This is a genomic window from Geofilum rubicundum JCM 15548 (genome assembly GCF_000974365.1).
GTDB lineage: Bacteria > Bacteroidota > Bacteroidia > Bacteroidales > Marinilabiliaceae > Geofilum > Geofilum rubicundum.
Map to the genome: position 1 here is coordinate 1 of NZ_BAZW01000003.1, position 23,882 is coordinate 23,882.

Sequence of the window (23,882 nt, forward strand, 5' to 3'; positions counted from 1 at the left end):
ATCAAAGCACTGAGAATGGCCCCCCCCTTTTTAATTTATTCTACAATGGGGTGCCCTCAATAATCGGGCTGAGATCATACCCTCTGAACCTGGTCGGGTAATGCCGACAAGGGAAAGTGTTTATCTCCAACTTATCCTCATTGCAGTTTTGTTTAATTTTTAAATTTTAACTGCTTTAAAATGAAGAAATCTGTTTTATTATTGCTGGGACTGTTATTTGTCTCAGCTATGGCCAGCTCGCAGTATCGTGTGAGCGGATTGGTGACCAATTTGTCAGGGGAAGTATTGCCCGGGGCCATTGTGAGTTTGGGTGAAGAAAACCTGGTGGTGCCCGCCAGCGGTCGCTTTGTCTTTAACGGGGTAGCTGCCGGACAACAAGCACTGGAAGTTCGTTTTCTGGGTTATGAACTGCACCGTCAGGTTTTGAATGTGAATCGCGATTTAGACCTGTCGGTTCGCTTAAGCGAAACCAGTTTTTTTACCGATGAGGTCACCGTTTCTGCCATCCGGGCAAAGAAGACGGATCCTGTGGCTTACACAGAATTGTCCCAAGAAGACATTGAAAAGAACAATTTTGGTCAGGATTTACCCTATCTGTTGAATATGACGCCCGGTCTGGTCGTCAGTTCAGATGCGGGTACGGGCATAGGCTATACCGGCATGCGTTTAAGGGGTACGGATATTACCCGAATCAATGTGACGGTTAATGGTATTCCCTTGAATGATGCGGAATCGCAAGGTGTTTTTTGGGTCAACATGCCCGACTTTGCAGCCTCTGTGAGCCAGGTGCAGGTGCAAAGAGGCGTGGGGACTTCTACCAACGGGGCTTCCTCTTTTGGCGGTTCTATTAATTTCAGCACACTTAATGGTCCCGGAGAGCAAGAAGTAGTGGTGGACAACGCTTTTGGTTCCTATAGTACCTGGCGCAATAGCGTGCAGGTGCAGACCGGCTTATTGGATAACGGATGGGCCTTTGATGCCCGATTATCCCGAATCGCGACGGATGGTTTCATTGATCGTTCCGCTTCCGATTTAAAATCCTTTTATTTTTCGGGGGGCTATTTTGCCGAAGCCACATCGGTTCGGCTGGTGACCTTCTCGGGCCAGGAAAAGACCCATCAGGCCTGGAATGGGGTGCCCAAAGTAAAGTTGGAAAACGATCAGGCCGGTATGGAAAAGCTGATTTATGACGATGGGTGGTCTGAGGCTGAGGCCGAGAATTTGTTTAATTCTGACGCAAGGACCTTTAACCGGTATTTGTATGACAACCAGACGGACAACTATCAACAGGATCATTACCAGCTTCATTTCTCCCACAAACCTTCGGGCAATCTTCTTTTGAATGCTGCTTTGCATTATACCAGAGGCAAGGGGTATTATGAGTCCTATAAGTATAATGAAGATTTTGGTGATTACATCTTGCCTGTCCCCACTATGGTGATTGAGGGGGAAGTGGTGCCGGCACTTGAAATTGAAGGTGATACCATTACCAGCACCGATTTGGTGGCTCAAAAATGGCTGGACAACCATTTCTATGGAGCTACAGCCTCCGCGGTTTACCAATATGCCAATCTTCACATGGTGTTGGGGGGTGGTTGGAATCAATACGATGGAGATCATTATGGAGATGTTATCTGGACGGCTGTGAATGCCGGTATTCCTGCCGATTATCGGTGGTATCAGAACGATGGTACCAAAACGGACCTGAACTATTTTGCCAAGACCACTTATGAATTCCTACCCGGATTTAGTGCCTATGGTGATCTGCAAATGCGGCATGTGTCTTATGATATTCAGGGTTTGCACGACGATCAGCGGGATTTGACCCGCTCGACCAGCTATGTTTTTTTCAACCCGAAATTTGGACTGAATTACGAAATGGAAGCTGGAAAGCGTATTTATGCTTCTGTTGCTGTGGCCAACAGAGAGCCATCGAGAAGCGACTTTCGAGATGCGGACGATGAGGTGGTGCCCCAGGCCGAAAAGTTGATCGATTATGAGCTCGGTCTTGATTGGATGGCAGACCGGTGGGGGATTCAGCTCAACGGCTTTTATATGGATTATCAGGATCAGCTGGTGTTGACAGGAAGAATCAATACGGTTGGTGCCTACATCATGAACAATGTGCCGGAGAGTTATCGGGCAGGTGTGGAACTGTCGGGTCAGGTAATGGTTTCTCCCCGACTGGTATGGGGTGGTAACGTGGTTATTTCAAGCAGTAAAATAAAGAATTTTACGGAGTATGTCGATAACTGGGATACCTGGGGCCAGGAAGTGAATGCCTTGGGAACCACCGACGTGGCTTTTTCTCCCAATCTGACTTTTGCCAGTCGCTTTGAAGCCGAGCCGGTGCAAAACCTGAAAGCGATACTAAACACCCGCTATGTGGGCGAGCAATTTGTTGATAATACTTCCAGTTCTGAACGCCAATTGGAAAGTTATCTGGTGAACGATTTAATTTTACGTTACCAGATCAAGCGTCCGGGACTGCCCCACATTGAGCTCGGAGCACAGATCAATAATCTATTGGATGCGCAGTATGAATCAAATGCCTGGGTCTATAGCTATGTCTTTAATGGCCAGCGTGATGTGTTGGATGGTTACTATCCGCAGGCCGGACGTCATTTTATGGGACAGGTGGTCATTCGTTTCTAGGATCCACGAATAGGATAGAAAAATAGGTCCACGAATTACACGAATTGAAAATTGGTGTAATTGGTGTAATTCGTGGATAAAACATTGTTCTTAGCGTCCCACCCCATCTACCCCATCAACCTAATCCACCCCATTTACCCAATCACCTAAGACCTTTTACTTTTTAACCACATTCGCAAATTCCCGCCACAAATTATCCTCAGTTGGAACGGGGGCGATGATTTCTATCGGTTCTTGTTTGACCGGGTGAATAAAACGCAAATAACGGGCATGCAGGGATATGCCGCCATCGGTATTGGAGCGTGGGGAACCATATTTCAGGTCACCGCGAATGGGACAACCAATTTTGGCCAACTGGGCACGAATCTGGTGGTGCCGACCCGTTTGCAGATCCACCTCTAAAAGGTGGTACTTGGCCGAGCTGGAAATCAGTTTGTAACTTAAGATGCCTTCCTTGGCGCCGGAGCGCATTTTTGGAAAGGCGTGCGACTTGTTCTTTTTACCATCTTTCAGAAGGAAATGACGAAGCGTGGCTTCGTCCTCTTCCGGCAAATTTTGCACAATAGCCCAGTAGGTCTTTTTAATTTCTTTATCCTGAAACATCTTGTTCAAGCGGGTTAATGCCTTGCTGGTTTTGGCAAATAGTACAATGCCCGTAACCGGTCTGTCCAGACGGTGAGCAACGCCCAAATAGACATCACCGGGTTTGTTGTATTTCTTTTTAATGTATTCTTTAACCTTGTCGGATAAAGGTTCATCGCCGGTTTCATCGCCCTGAACGAGGTCGTGCCCGCTTTTATTAATGGCAATCAGGTGGTTGTCTTCGTAGAGAATATCTAACTTCATGTCTGTTTTATCTGTGTTTAATTCATTCAGCGCTACCCTTTAGTACTGCTCGCGTTGGTTGGGGAAGTCTCTGGATTTTACATCTTCTATATAATTGCCTACGGCACCGGTGATTTCAGCATACAGGTTGTGGTAGCGGCGTAAAAAGCGGGGGGAGAACTCCTGGTTGATCCCCAGCATATCATGAATGACCAGTACCTGACCATCCACACCTCCACCAGCCCCAATACCAATAATCGGAATGGTCAACTCCTCGGCCACTTTTTGAGCCAGGGTGGCAGGGATTTTTTCCAGTACAATGGCAAAAACGCCCGCTTCCTGTAAAAGGCGCGCATCTTCAATCAGTTTTTGTGCTTCTTCTTCCTGCTTGGCACGGACGGTGTAAGTGCCGAATTTATGGATGGATTGCGGGGTGAGTCCGAGGTGTCCCATAATGGGAATACCGGCTGAAAGAATGCGGTTGACCGATTCGAGAATTTCAGAACCTCCTTCTAATTTCAGGGCATCGGCGCCCGACTCCTTCATCATGCGAATGGCGGAGGCGATGGCCTCCTTGCTGTTGCCCTGATAGGTACCAAAGGGCAGGTCTACCACAACCATGGCCCGGTGAACAGCTCGTACCACGGAGGCTGCATGGTATATCATCTGGTCGAGCGTGATGGGCAGCGTTGTTTCCCAACCTGCCATCACATTGGCGGCAGAATCGCCCACCAAAATAACATCCAGGCCAGCCTTGTCCACAATTTTGGCCATGGAATAATCATAAGCCGTGAGCATGGTAATTTTCTCACCTTTCATTTTCATCTCACTCAGCACATGAGTGGTTATCTTTTTGGGGCCCTCTTTTGCTACAGACATCTTAAATGAATTTAAATGGCAAAGATAAGGAGTCTTTACAACAAAACGTCAAATACCATCCCGAAAGATAGGATGGAGCGTTACAGTCTTTCTTTCCGTTGTCGATAATGATTAAGGTAGCCTGTGGTATAAAAAAGGCGCAACTTGCGTTGCACCTTTTTGATATAGCTGATGATGTGTTCTCTGGTTGACTAGGCCTTTGACAGGGCTTGTTCCTTGATGTTAAGATGTTTGGCCGAAAGTTGATCCAGTCTCGTCTGACATTTTTTCAGAAGGTCCCTGGTCTTTGCAATGGTTTCATCTGACCAGCCGGCTCCCTTTGTGAACATTTCGTGGTAATACTGAATACCATCCTGAAGATTGTTCAAAAAGTCGTTCCACGACTTTAACTGGCGGTTGTCCGGTGTTGCAAGCTCTTCGAACTCCTCATCAATATAGTCCTGATACATCGTCAGTTCTTTCACAAAGAGATTGGGACGCGCAGGGTGGGTGATGAGGTTGGTCCGGCCGTTGATGTGATCCACCATTTCCTTAAGGGAAGCCTGGCGGGTGAAATAAGCCAGATTGGGACCGGGGCAAACAGATACGCCCGTACCTTCTTTTTTGGTATCCATGCCATGCGCATTCAGGGTGGCTACCCCTAATCCATTACAAATACAGGATTTAACCGTTATTTGCTGAAAAGCTTTTTCGTGCTGTTCGGGTGGCAGGTTTTTGGCTTCGAGTTCTTCAATTTTAATTTTTTGATATTGGCGGGATGCCACACAAATGGGTCGGTCGGTAAACTCTTTGTTAAGCAGGATGAATTTTTTTGTACAGGCAGCTCCCGGCTTGCCTGCTTTTACTTTTTCCTGCTGCTCCAGATCGCGGGAAGCCCCTTTGATGTTGTTGAATCGCACACCAACCGGTGAAACATGGCTCAAAAAGTAATCTTCCTCTCCACCTTTGGCTAAAAGATCGATGGTTGCTGTGTCGATGGACACAGCCTCAGGAACCAGTAAAAATGGAGATCCCCAGCCGATGCTGTCGAGTTGATAGTGTTGGGTCAGAAACTGATGTTCTTCCGCAGTGCCGAGTCCGCCCTGTGCCGTCAGTCGCATTTCTCTTATGGCCGAAGGAACCGTTTTGTTTTTGGCTTCCAGAGCTTTGGTGTAAATCTCAAACAGTTCCTGTTTGAGTTGCTCCTTGTTTTTGCTGAACTCTTCCAGAATGGGGCCCATAAGGAAACCTTGTGTGGCAAAGGCATGTCCGCCACAATTGAGGCCGGATTCAACCCGGAATTCAGATATCCAAAGGCCTTTTTTGGCAAATATTTTTCCCTGAACAATGGCTGAACGGTAATCCGATACTTTCAGAATGATGTTTTTTTTCGATAAGCCTTCGGCGTTGGGATAAAAATCATCGAATTGCTCCATGTAGGTGTAGAGACGGGCATTCATGCCTGCCGATAAGACAATGGACGATTGCAGATCACTGTTGGCAAAACCCCGCAAACTGGCATGGGCATCGTTGTATTCTGTGGGAAGTTTTTCCCCATCCATATAATTTTCCTTATCCAGCTTGGTCATGATGTTGACATCAATGGTTCCCGGCTGAAAATGTTTTTCAATCACCTCTTGTATATGGGAAGCGGATGCGCTGTCCATTATTTCGGACAAGCGGTGTTTCAATTCGGCTGTGTCTGGCAAAAGTTCCAGAAATTTATTGAGCTCTTCCCTTTTGTGGGCCAGATTGCTTTTGAACTCCTTGAATTTTTGATTGACAATGGTGTTGACAACATTCAGGTAGGCCGTTATTCTTTTAGCCCTGAAGTCTTCCATTTTATTAGTGATGCCTGTGAACGGTAGATTGTATTTTGAGGCATAAAACTCGCGCATCCTCTCGGTAAGCATATCATCCACCAGTGAAATGGCTGATGAGATACCCAGATGTGCGACTCTTACAGGAGTGTCAATGGTGTAACCAATTCCCATTACAGGGATGTGGAACGAATGTAATTGCATAAATAGTACTGTTTAAAATAATGTAATCCTATTATTAATTGTGGTCAAATTTTGTAGGCTTGTGGCAATTTGGATGATGTAGTTTCTTATAAGGTACCTCAAATGTAGTGGAAACAATGGCTTGTTATAGTTAATTTTTGTCTTTAGGCTGTAGTTTGGGATCAAATAAGGTCATTTGGGGTGATTGACATGGCTTTTTGTGGACTATTTGAAAATTTGATACGATTTTTATTGTTTTTAGAGTGCCAAACTATTTCGCTATTTTTGCCCTTTGAAACAGAAATTTTATAGAGGTGATATATCCGGAGACTTTTGAACAGAAGCTGAATTTTGGTAAAATCCGCGAACTCCTGTGGGAGCATTGCCTGAGTGGTTTGGGACGTGAATGGATAAGTCGCATGTCCTTTTCAACCTCCTATGAGGAGGTAACTACCTGGTTGCAGCAGACCGATGAAATGCAACGCATTGAAGCGGATGGTGGCGAATTTCCTGTGACTTATTTTATCGATGTCAGGGGGGCTTTAAAGCGCATACGGGTCGAAGGACTCTTTTTAGAGGAGGGCGACTTGTTTGATTTAAGGCGCTCCTTGGGGACTATACGTGATATTATTCGTTTTATCAGGAATAAGGAGGTTGAAGTCTTTCCTCAATTACATGCCCTGGTGGCCGATGTGATGATATATCCCGCTGTGATCGATCGCATTGATGCCATTTTGAATAAGCAGGGGAAGATTAAGGACAATGCCACGCCTGAATTGGCCCGTTTGCGAAAGGAGGTGTTTTCGTTGCAACAGAGCGTTTCCAGACGCATGATTGGCATCCTTAAAAAAGCACAGCAGGATGGTCTGGTCGAATCTGATGTCAGCATCAGTATTCGTGATGGACGCGCAGTGATTCCTGTTCTTTCAGCCAACAAGCGAAAGTTGCCGGGTATTGTTCACGATGAATCGGCCACGGGAAAAACAACCTATATTGAACCTGCCGAAATTGTTGAAATCAATAACGAGATTCGCGAAATAATTTATGCAGAGCGCCGGGAAGTCGCCAAAATACTGGCCGATATCTCTGCTTTTATTCGGCCTTATCTTGACGACTTGCTGTTGGCCTATGATTTTTTGGGAATTATCGATTTCATAAGGGCTAAGGCCCGCTTTGCGCAGCGCATCGAAGGCATTGTGCCTGAGGTGGATAATACGCCTGCTTTTCGATGGGTCGAAGCCAGACATCCCTTGTTATTCCTTTTGCATAAAGCTTTGGGTAAAACAGTCGTGCCCCTTTCCATAGAATTTACTGCGGACGAACGTATTGTGCTGATTTCAGGTCCCAATGCAGGCGGGAAATCGGTTTGTCTTCAGACCGTGGGTCTGGTGCAGTATATGTTGCAATGCGGATTGCCCGTACCTGTTGATGAAGGATCTCGCATGGGTTTTTATGAGCACATTCTCTTGGATCTGGGGGATGAACAATCCATTGAGAACGACTTGAGCACCTACAGTTCTCATTTGCTCAACATGAAAAATTTTGTGCGCTATGCCAATAATCGGTCCCTGCTGTTGATCGATGAGTTTGGAACTGGCACCGAGCCCATGTTAGGGGGAGCCATTGCAGAGGCCGTTCTGGAGCAGTTGAATCAGCAGGGGGCTTATGGCGTCATTACCACCCATTATACCAATCTGAAGCATTATGCCTCGCAGACCGATGGTATTGTCAATGGGGCCATGCAATTTGATACCCATCAGCTTCAGCCCCTCTTTAAGCTGGAAGTGGGCTCGCCGGGTAGTTCTTTCGCTTTTGAAATAGCCCGGAAAATAGGTCTGTCGGAGACCATTCTGGCAGCTGCCAAGGAGCGATTGGGAGAGGATCACATACATTTTGACAAACATTTGCGGGAGATTATTCGTGACAAACGCTACTGGGAACAAAAGCGACGGTCGATTCGCGACCGTGAACGTAAATTGGAAGGTGTTTCAGAACGCTATGAAAAAGAGCTGGAGCAGTTGACACGTGAACGCAAGGGGATTTTGGACAAGGCCAAACAGGAGGCGGCAGGCTTGCTTTCCAATGCCAATAAGGAGATAGAAAATACCATTCGGCAGATTCGGGAAACCCAGGCCGATAAGGAGAAAACCCGGCTTATCCGAAAGGAGCTGGATGTGTTTAAAGAGGGGGTAGATTCACTTGATCAGCAGGATGCCGATACGCAACAAAAGTTGAGGCAGAAAATGGAGAAAATTCAGAACCGCAGGAAGAAAAGCGGTGCTAAAGAAGGCGGGAGACCTGCAGATGAATCACAACTCCTGGAACAGAAGTCATCCAAACCCCCTGTGCCCGACACCATTGCTGAAGGGGATATGGTGAAGTGGCAGGGACAGCCTATTCCGGGGGAAGTGATGGAGATAAAGGGAAAGAATGCGCTGATTGCGTTTGGGCAATTGATAACCAATGTGAAAGTTTCCCGACTGGAGAAGCTGAGTCGCAATGAATACAAGAAGGAGTTACGGAGTGTCAATTCTGTATCAGCCGGTTTGGCTCAGCGTATGCGGGATAAAAAGCTGACATTCAAGCCGGATATTGACTTGCGTGGCATGCGGGCCGATGAAGCCATCGACCGGGTAACCACGCATATGGACGAGGCGGTGATGTGTGGGGTTAGTCAGGTGAAAATATTACACGGCAAGGGAACCGGGGCGTTGCGGCAAATGATTCGGGAGTATCTTGGCACCTTGCCTTTTGTCGTGCGGTACGCAGATGAGCATGTGCAACATGGCGGTTCCGGCATTACGGTGGTTGATCTTGATTAAGAGAGGTTTTTTAAGCGTCGGAAAGGGGGGGTGTTTTTTTAAACCTTTTGGGGGGTAATCTCGTTTATATACAGATTGATGGGTGTTTTTTCGTATTTTAATGGATGATTTATGGATGTTAATCTTTTCCGCAGGGCGCTTCCTGTAAGTTTTTTCCTGATTTTATTGTTGGGGTTTTCTCAAGGATTATACGGCGTAGGCGCTTATCCCTTTCCACAAAAAATAGAACAGACAGATGGTAGCGTTTTGACCATCCGCCTGCATGGGGATGAGTGGTTTAACTGGACATCCACAGTGGATGGTTACCGCATTCAAAGAAATGACTCGGGTATTTACGAATATGCATCTGTTCTTAAGTCGGGACACGCCCAGACTTCAGGCATCAGAGCCAGTGATCCCGATGTCCGTTCCGAAGCGGAACGGGAATTCCTGAATTTTCTGGAGAAGGGCTCCGGCGTTAGCCGGAACGTATTCGGGAAAAGCGTCAGGCAATGACCTCAGGGCTGCTGAAAAGCTCCGGGAATGCGAATGTTTTCACCGCGTCAGGCACACAAAAGTTGTTGGTCATTCTGGCCAATTTTAGTGATACTTCTCCCGGTCACACCCAGCAGAGTTTTGACAATTTGATGAATCAGACGGGGTACAACGGGACCGGTAGTTTCCGCGATTATTATCTTGAGAACAGCGGCGGTCAGTTGGAAATGGTCTCAGTGGTCACCCAGTGGGTAACGGTTCCGAACAACAAGGCCTATTACGGTCCCGAGGATAAGTGGGGTGAATTTGCCATGCATGCTGTTGAGGCTGCCGCGGCTGCGGGGGTAGATTTCTCCGAATTTGATAACAATGGCAATGGTACAGTGGAAGGGGTGGCCATTTTTCACCAGGGACCCGGTCAGGAAGTGACCGGTTCTGAAGAGGATATCTGGTCGCACGCCTGGACGCTTTCTTCGGCGGGCTTTCCTTCTTCCCGACGCACCTTTAATGGTGTTTTGGTGAATGGTTATACCATGCAGCCGGAAACCAGAAATGTAGCCGGAAGCATGAATACCATGGGTGTTGTGGCCCATGAATTTGGACACAATCTGGGATTGCCCGATTATTATGATACCAATACGGAGGATGAATTTTCCTACACGGGGACAGGCAGATGGGATATGATGGCCAGTGGCACCTATAATGGCAGTCCGTCCGGATCATCCCCCGCACACCATAACCCCTTGTCGAAGTTAGAATTGGGGTGGGTCGAAATGGTAGATCTGACCACGGCTGGTCCGATTGAAATGACGCCCATTCAGGAAGGTAAAACGGTTTATCGCATTGGGAGTCCCGTTGAGCACGAATACCTTTTGCTTGAGAATCGCAGGAAAGAAGGGTTCGATGCCTATTTGCCGGGTGAAGGGTTAATTGTGTATCATGCCGATGATCATCAGATCGCTGACAACAGAAATTTGAACACCATCAATGCGAATGAACATCAGGGGTTTTATGTCAAAGCCGCCGGAGGTTCTGTCAATGCGGCCTCGGCACCTTTTCCGGGATCCTTGAATATTACTCAGCTGACGGATGAAACGGATCCTGCTACCATCACCTGGACCGGTGAAGTTTTTAACCGGAGTTTGACAGGCATTATGGAGCAGGGCAACAACGTGGTTTTTGATTACATGGCCGTGCAGAATGGCAGTCCCCTTTCTCTGGAAGTCAGCAGTGTTGAATCCGAGTCGCTGGGTCTGATATGGGAGCCCTCTATGGGCGGGGCCCCCGTGCTACTGGCCTGGAGTGAAAACGGTTCTTTTGGCACACCAGAAGCTGGTCGTTTATATGCTGCCGGAGAGGCCATTACCGGTGGTGGAATGGTGCTTTATTATGGGGCTGGTGAAAGTGCTTTTCTTCATACAAGCTTGCAGAGTTCCAGCCGTTACCATTATAGCATTTGGAGTTATTTGGAAGGTGAATGGTCCGCTTCCCTGTTGACCAGTGCCCTGACAAATCCGATGCCCATTATTGACTTTCCCTGGCACGAAGGTTTTGAGGCCGGATTGACGGATTGGCGACAGGATTTTACAAGTGGGACCTTTGAATGGAAGACGGCCTTGAATGGCGACAATGGACGTCCCGCGGCACCTTATGAGGGTGAGGGGATGGCTTATTTTCATGCCCCGCAGTACGAACAACGAATCACCAGGCTGATTTCTCCTGTTTTGGAGCTGACGGCGGGACAGAATTACTTGTTGGATTTCCGGCATTATCAGGCCGCCTGGGACGGAGACCAGGATTGGTTAAAAGTGCTGGTTAAGCCTGTGAGTGGGAGTGAATGGACCGAACTGGCTTATTTTACAGAGGAAGCAAGAGACTGGATGCAACGCAGAGTGGCCATTCCGTTTTCAGAACCTGTTCAAATCGCCTTTGAGGGGGTTAGTAATTATGGCTATGGTATTGGCGTGGATGATGTGAAAGTCTATGCGGGTCCCTCCTGCGACGTAAGCATTGCAGCCGTTTCAAATATTGTGCTTAATAGCGCCACTGAAACCACCATGAATATAAGTTGGAGCATGCCGGTAGGTACCAATGTGTTGGTGTTAATGAGGAAGAACGATGCGGTGAGTGATTTGCCGGAGGCTGGTTTGGAATATACGGCCAATGCCGTTTTTGGACAGGGAGATTCATTTTCCGATGGCTCTTTTGTGGTGTATGCCGGAAATGGATCCGGTATGGAGATAAGCGGTCTGGATCATACCTCCGATTACCATTTGGCATTTGTTGGTTATACCGACCTTAACTGTTATGCTATGAATCCGGTGAGCACAAATTTTGCTACACTTCAGGTTTTTCATCCCTTAAGTGTTGTTGTGCGTTTTAACGGTCAGCCCATGGAAGGCGTTGGGGTCACCTTAGGTGAGGAGCAGAAAATGACGGATGCAGCGGGAAGGGCAGGCTGGTCCGTTGGTCATGCAGACACCTATCTGCCTTTGTCGGTGGAGCATCCGGGTTTTGTTTCCCATTGGCAACGCTACTTGCCGGATGCTGAGCAGGATCTGACTATTGAATTGGCTGCTGCAGAAATGGCGGTTCCCCGTAATCTGAGACATACCAAGTCGTTGAAAAGCGTGATACTTAGTTGGGACCCTCTTATTGATGAGAATTTTGACGGCTATGAGCCTTTTGTACTGAATTTGGCCGGATGGACCATGGAGGATAAGGATCAGTTGGGTACTTATCCACTTTCCGGGCTCACATTTCCGAATGAAAATTACACCGGATCCTTCATTGTGCTCGATCCTTATTATGAAGGGCTTTTGCAAGCAGATTTTGATATAACCGCCTATAGCGGGCGACAACTGCTGGCCGCCTTCGCATCCGCCTCAGGCGCCAATGATGACTGGCTCATTTCGCCCGATTTTGAGGTTTCAGAAGGAGATGGCTTTCACTTTGTGGCACGGTCTTTATCTGATACTTACGGTCTGGAAAGTATACGGGTGCTGGTGTCCGACCAGTCGGACGGAACTGGCGAATTTGTCCTGCTATCGGCAGAAAGTGAACTTGTGCCTGTTGCCTGGACGGCTTATAGTTACGACCTTTCAGCTTATGCCGGAAAACGTGTAAAGTTAGCGATACAATACGTTTCTAATGATACGCATGCCTTGCTGTTGGATCAAATATCTGTTGGTCCTTTAAATTTGGCAGCGCCTGAATTGGTGGACAGGGAAAGACTTGCCGGTGGTTCAAAAAGAATGTTTACTGCTAGTAGAGTGGGGAAGGCCGACAAGCAGTCCGTGCAACGCGTATCAGGCGCTATTGCACCCAAGAAAGGCCGGATAGTCTATGGTGTAGAATTAAACGGATCAATCGTTGGCGAAACAACTGGTTTCTCAGCCACCGCCTTTTCAATGAATGTCACCGACTGCCTTGGGAATGAGTTTCAGATACAGAGTAAGGATGCGGTTTATTCGGCGGTTTCTGACTGGACAGCCCCTTATTTGGTAAATGCTTGTCACGACGTATTGTTTGTGGTTTATGGCGATGACAATCAGCCTATTGAAGGTGCATTGGTTAAATTTGAAGACCTGGAGGCATGGACAAATGCCAACGGCGAGGTATTGTTTTTGGGCATTGAAAATTTAAGTAATGCCAGTTTTGAAGTCTCCGCCCATGGGTTTGTCCCTGAATCGGATCAGTTAATTGTTATGGACGATATTGAAACCCTTGTGGTTTTGCAATCTGTCAATACAGACAGTACTTCTGTCAGAAATGAAGATATCCAGATTTTTCCCAATCCGGTTTCAGATGCCTTATCGGTACAAGGGATTTATGGAGATATAGAAGTGTCGGTATTTGACTTAAGTGGTCGGGTTGTCAGGCACATGCAGGTTGAGGCCTATTATACATTTAACTTGCCTCTGAGCGACCTGCCATCCGGGGTCTATCTATTGAAATTCAGAGTGGGCGGTAAAGAATTTATTCGAAAAATTGTGAAAGGATAAATGGACTTTTTAATATGGGAAGAAAGCAGATTAGGCCGAAGCTTAATCTGTTTTTTTGTAAATAGCTTTGAACTAAAATAACTGTTGCAAGAAACAAAGAAAATATAAAAATATCTGAAAGCTCTTTGCTTAAAGACTTTTGGGGTGAATGCCAGTTGTTCAGGGGGTGAGTGGTGTAAATGAGGGGTGAATTGAATTGGTAGAATAAATAGTATATCTTTGTGAGCGATAAAAGGAGCTTGTAATGAATGAGTGGAAAAGCAACGCCATACCCGATTATTTTATCAGCCGCAGGAATACGACCCTTCAGGTGTCGTTTACGGCTATCTTTGCTTTCTTTTTTATTAATATATACAGGCCTTTTGGCGCCGGAGAATGGTACGATGTAAGATGGTGGGCTTTTCTGCTGGCATCCGGCGGTCTGGTCCTGGCAGGTATGATTGTTATTATCCTCAGTCGTATGCTCATGTTTGCTGTTAAGCAAAAAACAACCATTACCCGTGCGTATTATGTGGTGATGGTGTCCAGTGAGATTCTATTGATGGGTGCGCTTTATGCCATTCTTGAGTTGATTGTACTTGGCGGAATTCGACCCTTTGGATTATTGTTATATGTGGCGGTTCAAAATACCTCCCTTATTTTGCTTATTCCCTATTCTATGAGTCTGCTTTTCTTTGCCTGGCGGGAGAAGAAAATGAGCCTTGAACCTTGGTGCGGCAAATCAGGAACCGGCCGCGATTCATCCTTTTTAAAGATGAGAATGGGGTGCTTCGTCTGACGCTTAAATCCAATGATTTGATATTTCTGGAAGCCAGTGATAATTACGTTGTTATACACTTTCAGGCAGGCCCGAAAGTCAAATCTTATTTGTTGCGCAATACCCTTAAGCGTTTAGAGTCAGGTCTTAGTGGGTTCCCTTTGTTAAGGTGTCACCGCTCTTATATGGTCAACATTCACCGGGTAAAAATGCTGAAACGTGACAAAGGTCAGTTCAAACTATGGATGGACGATGAGGGAGTTTTAGCCATCCCGGTTTCGCGTAGCTATATACCTTCAGTTACGGGCGCCTTTGAAAATGTCATGGGAATTGTTTAGAATGTTTGCTCTTTTGTTAATTCGCTCATTAGCAGTTTTTTGTCAAAGGTTACCGTTGTTTGATTTATTTAAGGAATTTTCACCAAATGACTGTTTCTTCAATGCCACAAATATATGCCGCATTAAAAAGGAGTCTTTCCTCTTAAATAAGGGGGTGATGCCTATAAAGATGGGGTGTTTAAGCTGTTGTTTCTGTGCTGGTTGTCATCTTTAGGATGGGGTTTTTACAAGGTGTTAGGCGATGGTTTTTTCTTTTTTGCGTTAATTATTATTAATCACGGTAAATCAATGGTTTACAGAGTTATTTTTGTAATGGAATATTTAATTACTGAATTATGAATAAAAAGATGACCTTAATGCTGTTGATGTTTGTCGCATTAGCGACATTCAAAGGAAGCGCGCAGATTGAAAAGCATCAGGCCACATTTATCTACAATTTCACCCGTTTGGTTCAATGGCCCGAATTCTACAAAGAGCCGGTCTTTATTCTTGGGGTTATCGGATCCAATGAAGCCATCACCAAGGAGCTTAAGTCGAGCATGGGAGACCGCACGGTGGCTGGAAAAGAGATCGAAATAGTGGAATTTGCTTCGGGAGCTGATGTCAAAAAGTGCCATTTGCTGTTTGTGCCAGAGAGCAAAAGCGGGCAACTTAACCGGGCGGTCGCCGCCCTGAGCAACCAGCCTGCATTAATTGTAACTGAGAACCAGGGGCGTCAACCAACAGGCTCCGTGATCAACTTTTCCATTGAGGATGGCAAATTGGGAATTCGTTTAGACCAAGAGCTGGCAGAAGCCAAAAAATTATTGGTCAGCCGTCAATTGGTTAATTTTTCAAGATAAGCCAAAGTTATTTTCTCTTATCCGACGGGGCATCTGAGTTTTCTTCAGGTGCCCCGTTTGGGTTTGGGGTATTGGTAGTCTATTGTTTTCAAGATGTTTCCATTCTCTATTGAATTAAATAACTTTATAATTCATTATGTGTTCTGATAGAAAGAGCTTGTTTAATCTTTATTTATCGTAAGGCGTATTGTTTGTAAAGCTAAATTATTGTATTTTGTCGTCTGTTATGCTATTGAATCGGTCAATATACTTGTTTATTAGCAAATCACTCTACCACATATGGTTAATCGAAAATTTGAGACTTGTTTAATTACATAATAATTAACTAATACTTATAACTATGAATGTGTTTTCTTCCCCGGTGATTGCGTTAGAGTATGACGATATTAAGAAGGTTCTTTACCAAAATTGGAATGGTTTTGCATCCAGCATTCAATTTCGCGAGGGCATTGATCAATCTTTGGCTTTTGTTAAGAACAATGAGGTGAAATACATTGTCTCCAATACAAGTGCCCAGCGCCCTGTCGGTCCCGAGGATTCTAAATATGCCGCATCTGTGATGCCTCATTTATTTGCCAATGGCGTTAAAGCCATGGCGTTCATAATGCCAAAAAATGTAATAACCAAATTGGCTTTGAGCTCTTTTGCCAAAGATCAGGGGATGCCGCCAAACGTAAAGTATTTTGATGATTTGGCTGAAGCTGAAAAGTGGTTGTTCACTTTTTAATGAGAACAATCGGCACCGTTAAAAAAAATATTGTTATTTTTGAATTTACACCCGCCTTTGCAACATGCTGGCGGGTGTTATTTATAGAAGCCGTCCCTAACAGTTGATTCATGGATTTTGGCCGGTATCAAAGGGGGATTCGCCAACTAATATATGATATATGAAATCTTTTCCATTGCCAACAATATATGAAGCTTTGAACCTGGTAATGCAAAATTACCCCGATAAGTTTACGGAAGAGTCCAAACTGGAAATTGAAGCTTTATTGGAACATTGCCTGGATGGTTTGGGTGAAAGTTCTGAAAAGTTTCTGGCAACGCTTTTTATTCGAGCCATTCGCAAGCACATTGGTCCCACTACCATTGATGAGCATATTTACCTTAAGCGTTATGAGGTGCCGCAAATTGAATTGTTCAATGTACTTATTCAGCAATTTCCTTTTGTTAGATATAGTCATTCTATTGTGAATCAAACGATTGCTGATATTGTTCAGGGGGAATCTACCGTTACTATTCTTGATATAGGTATCGGACAAGGTATTCAGATCGTTAACTTATTGGAACGATTGAAACGGGTTTCCGGACTCAGAAAAGTGGTGGTTATTGGCGTAGAGCCTTTTGAAGACGCGCTTAATTATGCCGGAGAACTCATTAATTCCATCAATTATCCTTATAATGTGGAGTTTATACCTGTTTGCTCTTTTATAGAAGCGATTGATTTTGCGGAGATTGGAAATATGGTGGAGGCCGCCGGTGGTCCGCTTATCGTTAATGAATCTTTGGCTTTACATCATATACAGCATTTGAACGACAGGCACAAGGTCATTCAATCGGTGCGGGCTTTAAATCCCAAGGCGTTTTTCCTGACTGAACCAAATGTGGATCATTTTGAACCTGATTTTTTCAGGCGTTTTCAAAATTGTTACAATCATTTTTATCATATCTTTCAGGTCATAGACCAGCTACCCGTGGGTGTAAAGGAAAAGAACGGACTGAAGTTGTTTTTTGGACGGGAAATTGAGGATGTCATCGGAGGGAGTGATCATGAGCGATTCGAAAAACATGAGCCCTCTTTTAGGTGGGTGGAGAAACTGACGGTGGGCGGATTTAAAATGGTCAATGGGTTTAAGGGGGTTCCTGATGATATGGGGTATGGCATAAAAGTGGACTATGATGCGTTTAATGGATGTCTGGGCTTTCGATTTAAAACGGAAACCATTATCAGCCTGATACACGCTGAGTGCATTTAATAATAGTTATCTTTGAAAAAAAATATTGGTATAATGGAAATTTTCACCCACGAGAACGCTGTCCTGACCTATGATCCTGAAACCCTGGAGCTTTTACAAACCTGGAAAGGGTATGTTCCCACTGAGCTGTTTCGTCAAGTGATTGATGCGACGGTGGAGCATGTCCGAAAGCACAAAGTCGTCTTTTTGATTTCAGATACTTCCGGACAAAAAGTCGTTAGTAGTAGCGATGCGGAGTATGCCGCATCTGTTATGAAGGTGATGATTGAGAATGGATTAAAAGCGATGGCTTTTGTTATTCCTGAAAATGTCTTTACCAAATTTTCCCTGAAGAAATTTTCAGATGCCGGTCATGGAGATGTGGTGGCCTACTTTGATAGTCTGACAGATGCCCGAAAGTGGGGCGAATTAATGACTTCGAAAGATCGCTAACCATCAGGAAGCTTACTTATCCCAGCCTGCTGAGGGTTTGGATAATTGGCATGCTGTTAATGGTGATGTTTTTGCCATCAATAAGGATGATTTTATCATTCTTAAATTCAGTCAGGGTCCGAATGAAGCTTTCTTTGGTGGTTCCTGAGAATTGAGCCAGTTCCTCGCGACTTAAAGGAAACTCAAACTGTTGGGTGCCATTAAAAAGTTCATAAAAATAGAGAATCACATCGGCCACCCGTCCCGGTAATTGTTTATTGTTGATCGTAATTAGCCGGTTAATATTCTTTTGGGCGGTTTTTAAGGTGTGCCGGATAATCTCCCCGTACAATTCCAGGTTGCTTTTTAGCAGCTCATCCAATTGGTCTTTTTTAATAAACCGGACCCTTGTGTTGGTTAATGCCATTGATGTATAGGCGTTCTCTGAGCCACCTAAAAGACACATTAATCCCATAAAACTTCCCTGATTATTGATTTCAAGAATGTTGTTTCTTCCGTTTGGGTTTTCTTTGATGGTTTTCACCATCCTTCCTCCAGATACAGGGCATGCGAAATGGGGGTGGCGGCTTTGGAGATAACATCCCCCTTTTTATAGGAAACAACCTGACCGGAGGCCAGTAGACTCATCCAATTGGTGAGTTCAAATGGCTGATTGACCAGATGTTTTATCTTTAAGTCTTTATTGTTATTCATTCAAATACCTGCTAGTTTTCCTGCGGATGATAAATATAAGAATTATTTCATTTGAAGAGAATAATTCTTTTGCAACGATCTGGTTATGAGTCGACGTCTGTCAAATTATATTCGGACCTGAGAGTGTTATTTTTTATGTTAGCCGACGGTTGTCTGGTTTTGTTATATATTGAAGGTTAAGTATTTACGCTTGGTGTGTTTGTTTCGTCCACGCTTATGGCATCCGCGCCTCCAGAGTGGTAGAAATACCTGCTCAAATAGATGGATCGTTTTGTCAAATATAAAGTTGAGGCACCATGGCAGAGAGTGCAACAATAAGCTTGTTTTTTCGTAAATTGCTTACATGCTTCAAAACCAAATGAATCCTTTCAATTCCGACTTATATAGGTCCATCCTGCAGCAAAGTCCGGTCTCCATTGTGATTACGGATGTGCGTGGAATTATTGAATATGTCAACCCCAAGTTTTGTCAACTAACCGGGTATCAGTTAGAAGAAGTAATGGGAAAAACACCGCGCATTCTCAAATCGGGCCAGACCTCTGAAGAAGAGTATCGCCTGTTGTGGCAAACGATAAAGGCTGGTCAGGAATGGCACGGTGAGTTTGTTAACTTAAAAAAGAATGGAGAAATATACTATGAATCTGCCGTTGTTGCACCGACGTTTGATGAGACGGGAAAAATCACTCATTTTATTGGAATAAAGGAGGACATTACCGGTCGCATTTTGGCTCAAAGGTCGGTCATGGAGCACAGCAACCGATTAGCCACGCTTTTGGAATCTGGTCAGGCTTTTAGTTCAACCATTGAGATGAACGAGTTGTTGATGATTATAATCAGTAACGGAATGAGTCTTCTGAACATGGATGGAGGTTCCATCTTTTTTATTGTAGGAGATAAAATGGAAGAGGAAGCCTGCCTACCTCAAGTTGTTGATGAAGATTCAGATGTTTTGAAGCGTATGAGTCTTAGGCAGTTTCCTCAAATCAACGACTGTATTGAAAAAAGGGGTGTTGTGGTGTTGCAGGACCTGAATAAGATCTCTTTAACCCCTGAAGAAAAACTTATTGCTAAGTCAAAAGGGGCCAGGTCTTCCTTATTGGTACCCTTTATCATCGATGGAAAGGTGTTGGCTGTTATGGAGCTGGTCTCTAAGAGAATGATAAAATCTTTTTGTCGACAGGATATCGAATTCTGTCAGGTATTGGCAGCACAGGCCTCTCTGGCATTGAAAAATGCCTGGCTTTATAAGAAAGCGGACGGATATGCCCGGGAACTCAAGAAGATTAATACCCAGCTGTCGCATTTAAATGAAGATCTCCGCACCCAAAAAAACAAGGCAGAGGAAAGCGAGCGCTTAAAAACAGCCTTTCTGCAAAACATGTCCCACGAAATTCGCACCCCCATGAACGGCATTTTGGGATTTGTGGAACTCCTGAAGTTAGGGCATCTTTCAGAGGACCTTCGGCAGACCTACATGGGGCATGTGATTAATTCGACCCATCAGCTCTTGAATATTGTAGATGATATTTTGGATATAAGTCGCTTACAGGCCGGAGATGTCATCCTTCGCCAGGAGGAGGTGGATGTGGAGAAGATGCTTGATACGCTCTATGAACATTATTCATCGCGATGCCCATCAGGGCTAACCCTTTTTATGGAAAGGTCGGGCATTCAAGAAGGGAAAAGTTTGATTTCTGAAGCTTCGCGACTGCGCCAGGTGCTCGAGAAACTGTTAGATAACGCCCTCAAGTTTACCAAAGAGGGGGAGGTGCATTTCGGCTATAAACTGTTAAGTGCTGAAAAAATACAGTTTTTTGTCGAGGATACCGGCATTGGCATACAAGCAGAGATGATACCCTTGATCTTTAAGCCCTTTTTTCAGTCGGACATGGCCGCCAATCGTGAATTTGGTGGTAATGGTCTGGGGGTGACGATAGCTGCCCGAATTGTTGAGAGCATGGGAAGTTTTATCAGAGTGGAAACCAAGCCGGGGATGGGATCCTTTTTTGCTTTTGATCTGCCGTTATCTGAAGCTGCTTCCCTGAAATCAGCGGCCGAACCAAAGATTTCATACGGACAACCAAAAGATACTTTTTCCATACTGATAGTGGAAGATGATGAAGTGAATTTTCTCTTTTTGCAAGACGCCCTTAAGGGCAGTGAAGCCGGTGGCCGGTTTAAGATTTTCCATGCCTGGGATGGTTTGGAGGCCCTGGATATGCACCGAAAACATCCTGATCTGGATTTAATATTGATGGACATTAAAATGCCCCGGATGGATGGCCTCGAAGCCACCCGTATCATTAAGGATGAGAATCCTTTTGTGCCAATAGTGGCGCAAACCGCCTACGCCATGACCAGTGAGCAGGAGAAAGCACTGGAAGCTGGTTGTGAAGGCTATCTTTCCAAGCCCATTGAACTGGAGTTGCTTCTGCAGACCGTTTATCAGCACTTAGAGTTGCCTTTAAAAAGCAGGTCCTAAAAGCTGGATCTTTTAGCTTCTAGGTATTGGTCTTCAGTTAATCACCATAGGAAAACAAGGGCTTCGGTGATTTATATCACCACTTTTGTTAAGCTATATCATCTGGTCTTTTGAATCCTCGTTCTATATTTGCCGTATCAGTCATTAGATATTTTAAAATTCAGATACATGCAAAATAGTAGTGGTTACATATTGGTGGTGGACGACTCCCAAACCAACAATGTATTGTTGGAGGCCGTGTTGTCAGAAGGAGGGTATGCTACTCAAATAGCCATGTCTGCTTCGGAAGCGTGGGCTATGATTTATAAAGACCGACCTGCCCTGATTCTTTTAGACCTGTTGATGCCTAAAATTTCAGGTTTTCAGTTGTTGGAGCGTATGAAGGCCAAAGAAGCCTATGCCGGCATCCCGGTGATCATTGTTTCGGCACTGAGTGATCCTGAAACAGCCCGGGTTTTAAAGGATATGGGCGCAGATGATTTTTATTCAAAACCACTGGATATTCCGGGACTATTAAACCGGATTTCGCAACTATATAAAGCCCCTGTATAGGTAAAACCTGCTGAAAATTAGCTGATTAAAAAATAACATGGCGACATGAATGGCATTGTTATGCGCCTGTGTGAACCAATTTATATTGTCTTATGATACCATCTTTTGAGAACTTTCAGTCCAGATTTGTCGAAGAAGCACTGGATAACATCAACGAATTGGAAAGTACCCTGTTGGAGCTTGATTTGTCGCCCAACGACAAAGAGTTGCTTGAGAAAGTCTTTCGAATTATGCACTCCCTTAAAGGTGGGGGTGGCATGTTTGGTTTTGAGCTATTGAGTGAGTTCTCACACCACATGGAAAATATCTATGACAAAATCAGATCCGGCCAGTTGGCTGTTTCATCCAAGTTATTGTCACTTACCTTCCAGTCGGTAGACATCCTGCGGGATCTCGTAAATGTTGAGGTCATAGAATCACCGGAAATAAAGGTCAGGTATCAGGAAATGGTCACGACCGTGGAAAATGTACTCAAGGAGGAAATACAAGTTCAGAAGAGTCAGACCGTGAATGAGGGGAAGCTGACCAGTCCGAATGACATTCCCGAGGTGACAGGGATGGCCACCTGGTATATTCATTTTTACCCGGGTGCCCATGTCCTGGAGAATGGCACCAATCTGTTATACCTGATAGACGAACTGGGGCAAATGGGGCCATTAAAAGCCGTGCCGCGCCTTTTAAATATTCCTGATTTAGAGGGTGTTGAGCCAGAGCGTTCTTTGGTCTTCTGGGATCTGTTTTTGTCCACCGACATGGGAAAAGCCGCCATCATGGATGTCTTTATTTTTGTGGAAGACGATTCAAAAATAGAAATCCAACGTCTTAGTCAGTCCGATTTGTTCACCCAGCCCCAGTTTATAGCCAGGCTGGACACCCTTTGTGAAAACAAGCTTGAAATTGAGCTGGCAGATCTTAGCGAGTTTATGGTGGATGAGCCCATTGAGGAGGGTCTGGCAGCTCCGGTTGTGTTTGACCAACTGGGCCAGACCTCTGAGGGCAAAAAAGTGACCTCCTCTTCCATTCGGGTGGCCTCAGACAAAATCGACGGATTAATGAATATGGTCAGCGAGCTGGTAATTACCCAGGAACGACTCAATGTCATTGCGGCTCAGCATCAAATTCCGGAGCTGAAAATGGTTGCGGAAAATATACAGAAGCTAACCGGTTCCCTTCGCGACAGCGCTTTTAGCATCAGTCTCATTCCGGTGGAAAGTCTCGTGACCCGCTTCCAGAGATTGGTACGTGATCTGAGTTGTAGTCTGGACAAAAAAATAGCTTTCACCACCTCAGGTACGGGAACCGAATTAGATAAGACCATGATAGAGAGTCTGACCGACCCGTTGTTACATATTATTCGGAACAGCATCGATCATGGCATTGAAATGCCGGATATGCGCAAAAGAAAAGGGAAACCCGAGACGGGCTCCATCCATATGGAAGCCGGTTATTCCGGTGCCAATGTGATTGTGAAAATTACCGATGATGGTGCGGGGATTGACCCCGCCAAAATCCGGGCCAATGCCATTGAAAAAGGTCTTATCTCAAAAGACGATGTACTCTCTGACAATGAGGTGCTAAATCTTGTTTTTGCGCCCGGTTTCTCAACTTCCAAAGAGGTGACGGAAGTCTCTGGTCGGGGGGTTGGTATGGATGTGGTCAAACGAAATATTTCCGCCATAAGAGGTGAGGTGTCCATTGAGTCTGTACCCGGTGAGGGGACTACCATATCCATCATTTTGCCCCTTGTTTTGTCCATTATCGACGGGCTTTTGGTGCAGGTTAATCATACCCAGTATATCATTCCGCTCGCCTTGACCGACCGGATTTACTCCATAGGGTCGGACGTGCTTAAGGATGGTTTCATCAACTCGGTCACGCTCAACGGCATTCAATATCCCTTTTATAATCTACGGAAAGAACTGGAGTTAAATGGCGAAGTTCCTAAGCGCTACCAAATGGTCGTGGTGAATCACACAGACACCCGTATCGCCATTGCGGTGGACAAGGTGGTCGGTAAAATTCAGGCCGTACTGAAGCCTCTGGGACGCATGTATCACGACCAAAAAGTAATTTCTGCAGCCACCATTATGGGCGATGGCGGCATTGCCCTGGTGCTGGACACCAATAGCATCGTGAAAGAATTATTAAATCCATCCTAAAATTGACAAC

Annotated in this window: 18 protein-coding genes; 13 read left to right on the forward strand and 5 right to left on the reverse strand. The window is 45.2% G+C overall.

Translation table 11 applies throughout. The features are described 5' to 3' along the window. The first annotated feature begins 180 nt into the window (after positions 1–180). Positions 181–2,655, forward strand: coding sequence for a TonB-dependent receptor (locus tag JCM15548_RS02210; RefSeq protein WP_062122249.1), 2,475 nt, complete (start codon positions 181–183; stop codon positions 2,653–2,655). 156 nt (positions 2,656–2,811) lie between these two features. Here JCM15548_RS02210 and JCM15548_RS02215 read toward each other — a convergent pair whose 3' ends face one another. From JCM15548_RS02215 to JCM15548_RS02225, 3 genes are all read right to left on the reverse strand, one after another. After that, complete coding sequence (locus JCM15548_RS02215) at positions 2,812–3,501, reverse strand: RluA family pseudouridine synthase (protein WP_062122250.1); 690 nt, start codon at positions 3,499–3,501, stop codon at positions 2,812–2,814. A gap of 39 nt (positions 3,502–3,540) precedes the next feature. Further along, on the reverse strand, positions 3,541–4,359 hold the full coding sequence (gene panB, locus JCM15548_RS02220) for a 3-methyl-2-oxobutanoate hydroxymethyltransferase (RefSeq protein WP_062122251.1): 819 nt from the start codon (positions 4,357–4,359) through the stop codon (positions 3,541–3,543). Positions 4,360–4,550: 191 nt separating this feature from the next. Next, positions 4,551–6,362, reverse strand: coding sequence for a hypothetical protein (locus JCM15548_RS02225; RefSeq protein ID WP_062122252.1), 1,812 nt, complete (start codon positions 6,360–6,362; stop codon positions 4,551–4,553). 293 nt (positions 6,363–6,655) lie between these two features. Here JCM15548_RS02225 and JCM15548_RS02230 point away from each other — a divergent pair, with 293 nt between their 5' ends. The 9 genes from JCM15548_RS02230 to JCM15548_RS02265 all read left to right on the forward strand — a co-directional run bounded on the left by JCM15548_RS02230 (position 6,656) and on the right by JCM15548_RS02265 (position 17,986). Continuing rightward, positions 6,656–9,163: an endonuclease MutS2 gene (locus tag JCM15548_RS02230; RefSeq protein WP_062122253.1), complete on the forward strand. Its 2,508-nt coding sequence runs from the start codon at positions 6,656–6,658 to the stop codon at positions 9,161–9,163. A 111-nt stretch (positions 9,164–9,274) separates the two neighbouring features. Further along, positions 9,275–9,658 (forward strand): hypothetical protein, encoded by a 384-nt coding sequence (locus JCM15548_RS02235; RefSeq protein WP_062122254.1) that lies wholly within the window; start codon positions 9,275–9,277, stop codon positions 9,656–9,658. Beyond that, positions 9,655–13,641: a M6 family metalloprotease domain-containing protein gene (locus JCM15548_RS02240; protein WP_062122255.1), complete on the forward strand. Its 3,987-nt coding sequence runs from the start codon at positions 9,655–9,657 to the stop codon at positions 13,639–13,641. The genes JCM15548_RS02235 and JCM15548_RS02240 overlap by 4 nt, the downstream gene beginning before the upstream one ends. A 244-nt stretch (positions 13,642–13,885) precedes the next feature. After that, on the forward strand, positions 13,886–14,419 hold the full coding sequence (locus JCM15548_RS22650) for a hypothetical protein (protein ID WP_227625357.1): 534 nt from the start codon (positions 13,886–13,888) through the stop codon (positions 14,417–14,419). Between the two features lie 17 nt (positions 14,420–14,436). After that, entirely contained in the window at positions 14,437–14,736 is a 300-nt protein-coding gene (locus tag JCM15548_RS22655; protein WP_262486859.1) for a LytTR family DNA-binding domain-containing protein, read from the forward strand. A 335-nt stretch (positions 14,737–15,071) separates the two neighbouring features. After that, the gene (locus tag JCM15548_RS02250) at positions 15,072–15,578 is read left to right on the forward strand and encodes a YfiR family protein (RefSeq protein WP_083984924.1); all 507 of its coding nucleotides are present in this window, start codon (positions 15,072–15,074) and stop codon (positions 15,576–15,578) included. 340 nt (positions 15,579–15,918) lie between these two features. Continuing rightward, positions 15,919–16,305, forward strand: coding sequence for a hypothetical protein (locus JCM15548_RS02255; RefSeq protein ID WP_062122257.1), 387 nt, complete (start codon positions 15,919–15,921; stop codon positions 16,303–16,305). 160 nt (positions 16,306–16,465) lie between these two features. Then, the gene (locus JCM15548_RS02260; RefSeq protein ID WP_062122258.1) at positions 16,466–17,554 is read left to right on the forward strand and encodes a GRAS family protein; all 1,089 of its coding nucleotides are present in this window, start codon (positions 16,466–16,468) and stop codon (positions 17,552–17,554) included. Between the two features lie 33 nt (positions 17,555–17,587). Then, positions 17,588–17,986 carry a hypothetical protein gene (locus tag JCM15548_RS02265; protein WP_062122259.1) on the forward strand — a complete coding sequence of 133 codons (399 nt, stop codon included), beginning with the start codon at positions 17,588–17,590 and terminating at the stop codon, positions 17,984–17,986. Between the two features lie 16 nt (positions 17,987–18,002). Here the strand turns inward: JCM15548_RS02265 and JCM15548_RS02270 are convergent, their stop codons facing one another. Together JCM15548_RS02270 and JCM15548_RS21450 are read right to left on the reverse strand one after the other, a co-directional pair. Continuing rightward, positions 18,003–18,512, reverse strand: coding sequence for a Crp/Fnr family transcriptional regulator (locus tag JCM15548_RS02270; protein ID WP_062122260.1), 510 nt, complete (start codon positions 18,510–18,512; stop codon positions 18,003–18,005). Next, complete coding sequence (locus tag JCM15548_RS21450) at positions 18,506–18,679, reverse strand: hypothetical protein (RefSeq protein WP_157482337.1); 174 nt, start codon at positions 18,677–18,679, stop codon at positions 18,506–18,508. The genes JCM15548_RS02270 and JCM15548_RS21450 overlap by 7 nt, the downstream gene beginning before the upstream one ends. A 343-nt stretch (positions 18,680–19,022) precedes the next feature. On the opposite strand from JCM15548_RS21450, the gene JCM15548_RS02275 reads away from it, so the two are divergent. The 3 genes from JCM15548_RS02275 to JCM15548_RS02285 all read left to right on the forward strand — a co-directional run bounded on the left by JCM15548_RS02275 (position 19,023) and on the right by JCM15548_RS02285 (position 23,872). After that, positions 19,023–21,161, forward strand: a complete 2,139-nt coding sequence (locus JCM15548_RS02275; protein WP_062122261.1) for a PAS domain S-box protein — start codon at positions 19,023–19,025, stop codon at positions 21,159–21,161. Between the two features lie 168 nt (positions 21,162–21,329). Further along, positions 21,330–21,713 carry a response regulator gene (locus JCM15548_RS02280; protein WP_062122262.1) on the forward strand — a complete coding sequence of 128 codons (384 nt, stop codon included), beginning with the start codon at positions 21,330–21,332 and terminating at the stop codon, positions 21,711–21,713. Between the two features lie 92 nt (positions 21,714–21,805). Then, the gene (locus JCM15548_RS02285; RefSeq protein ID WP_062122263.1) at positions 21,806–23,872 is read left to right on the forward strand and encodes a chemotaxis protein CheA; all 2,067 of its coding nucleotides are present in this window, start codon (positions 21,806–21,808) and stop codon (positions 23,870–23,872) included. Positions 23,873–23,882 lie beyond the last annotated feature (10 nt).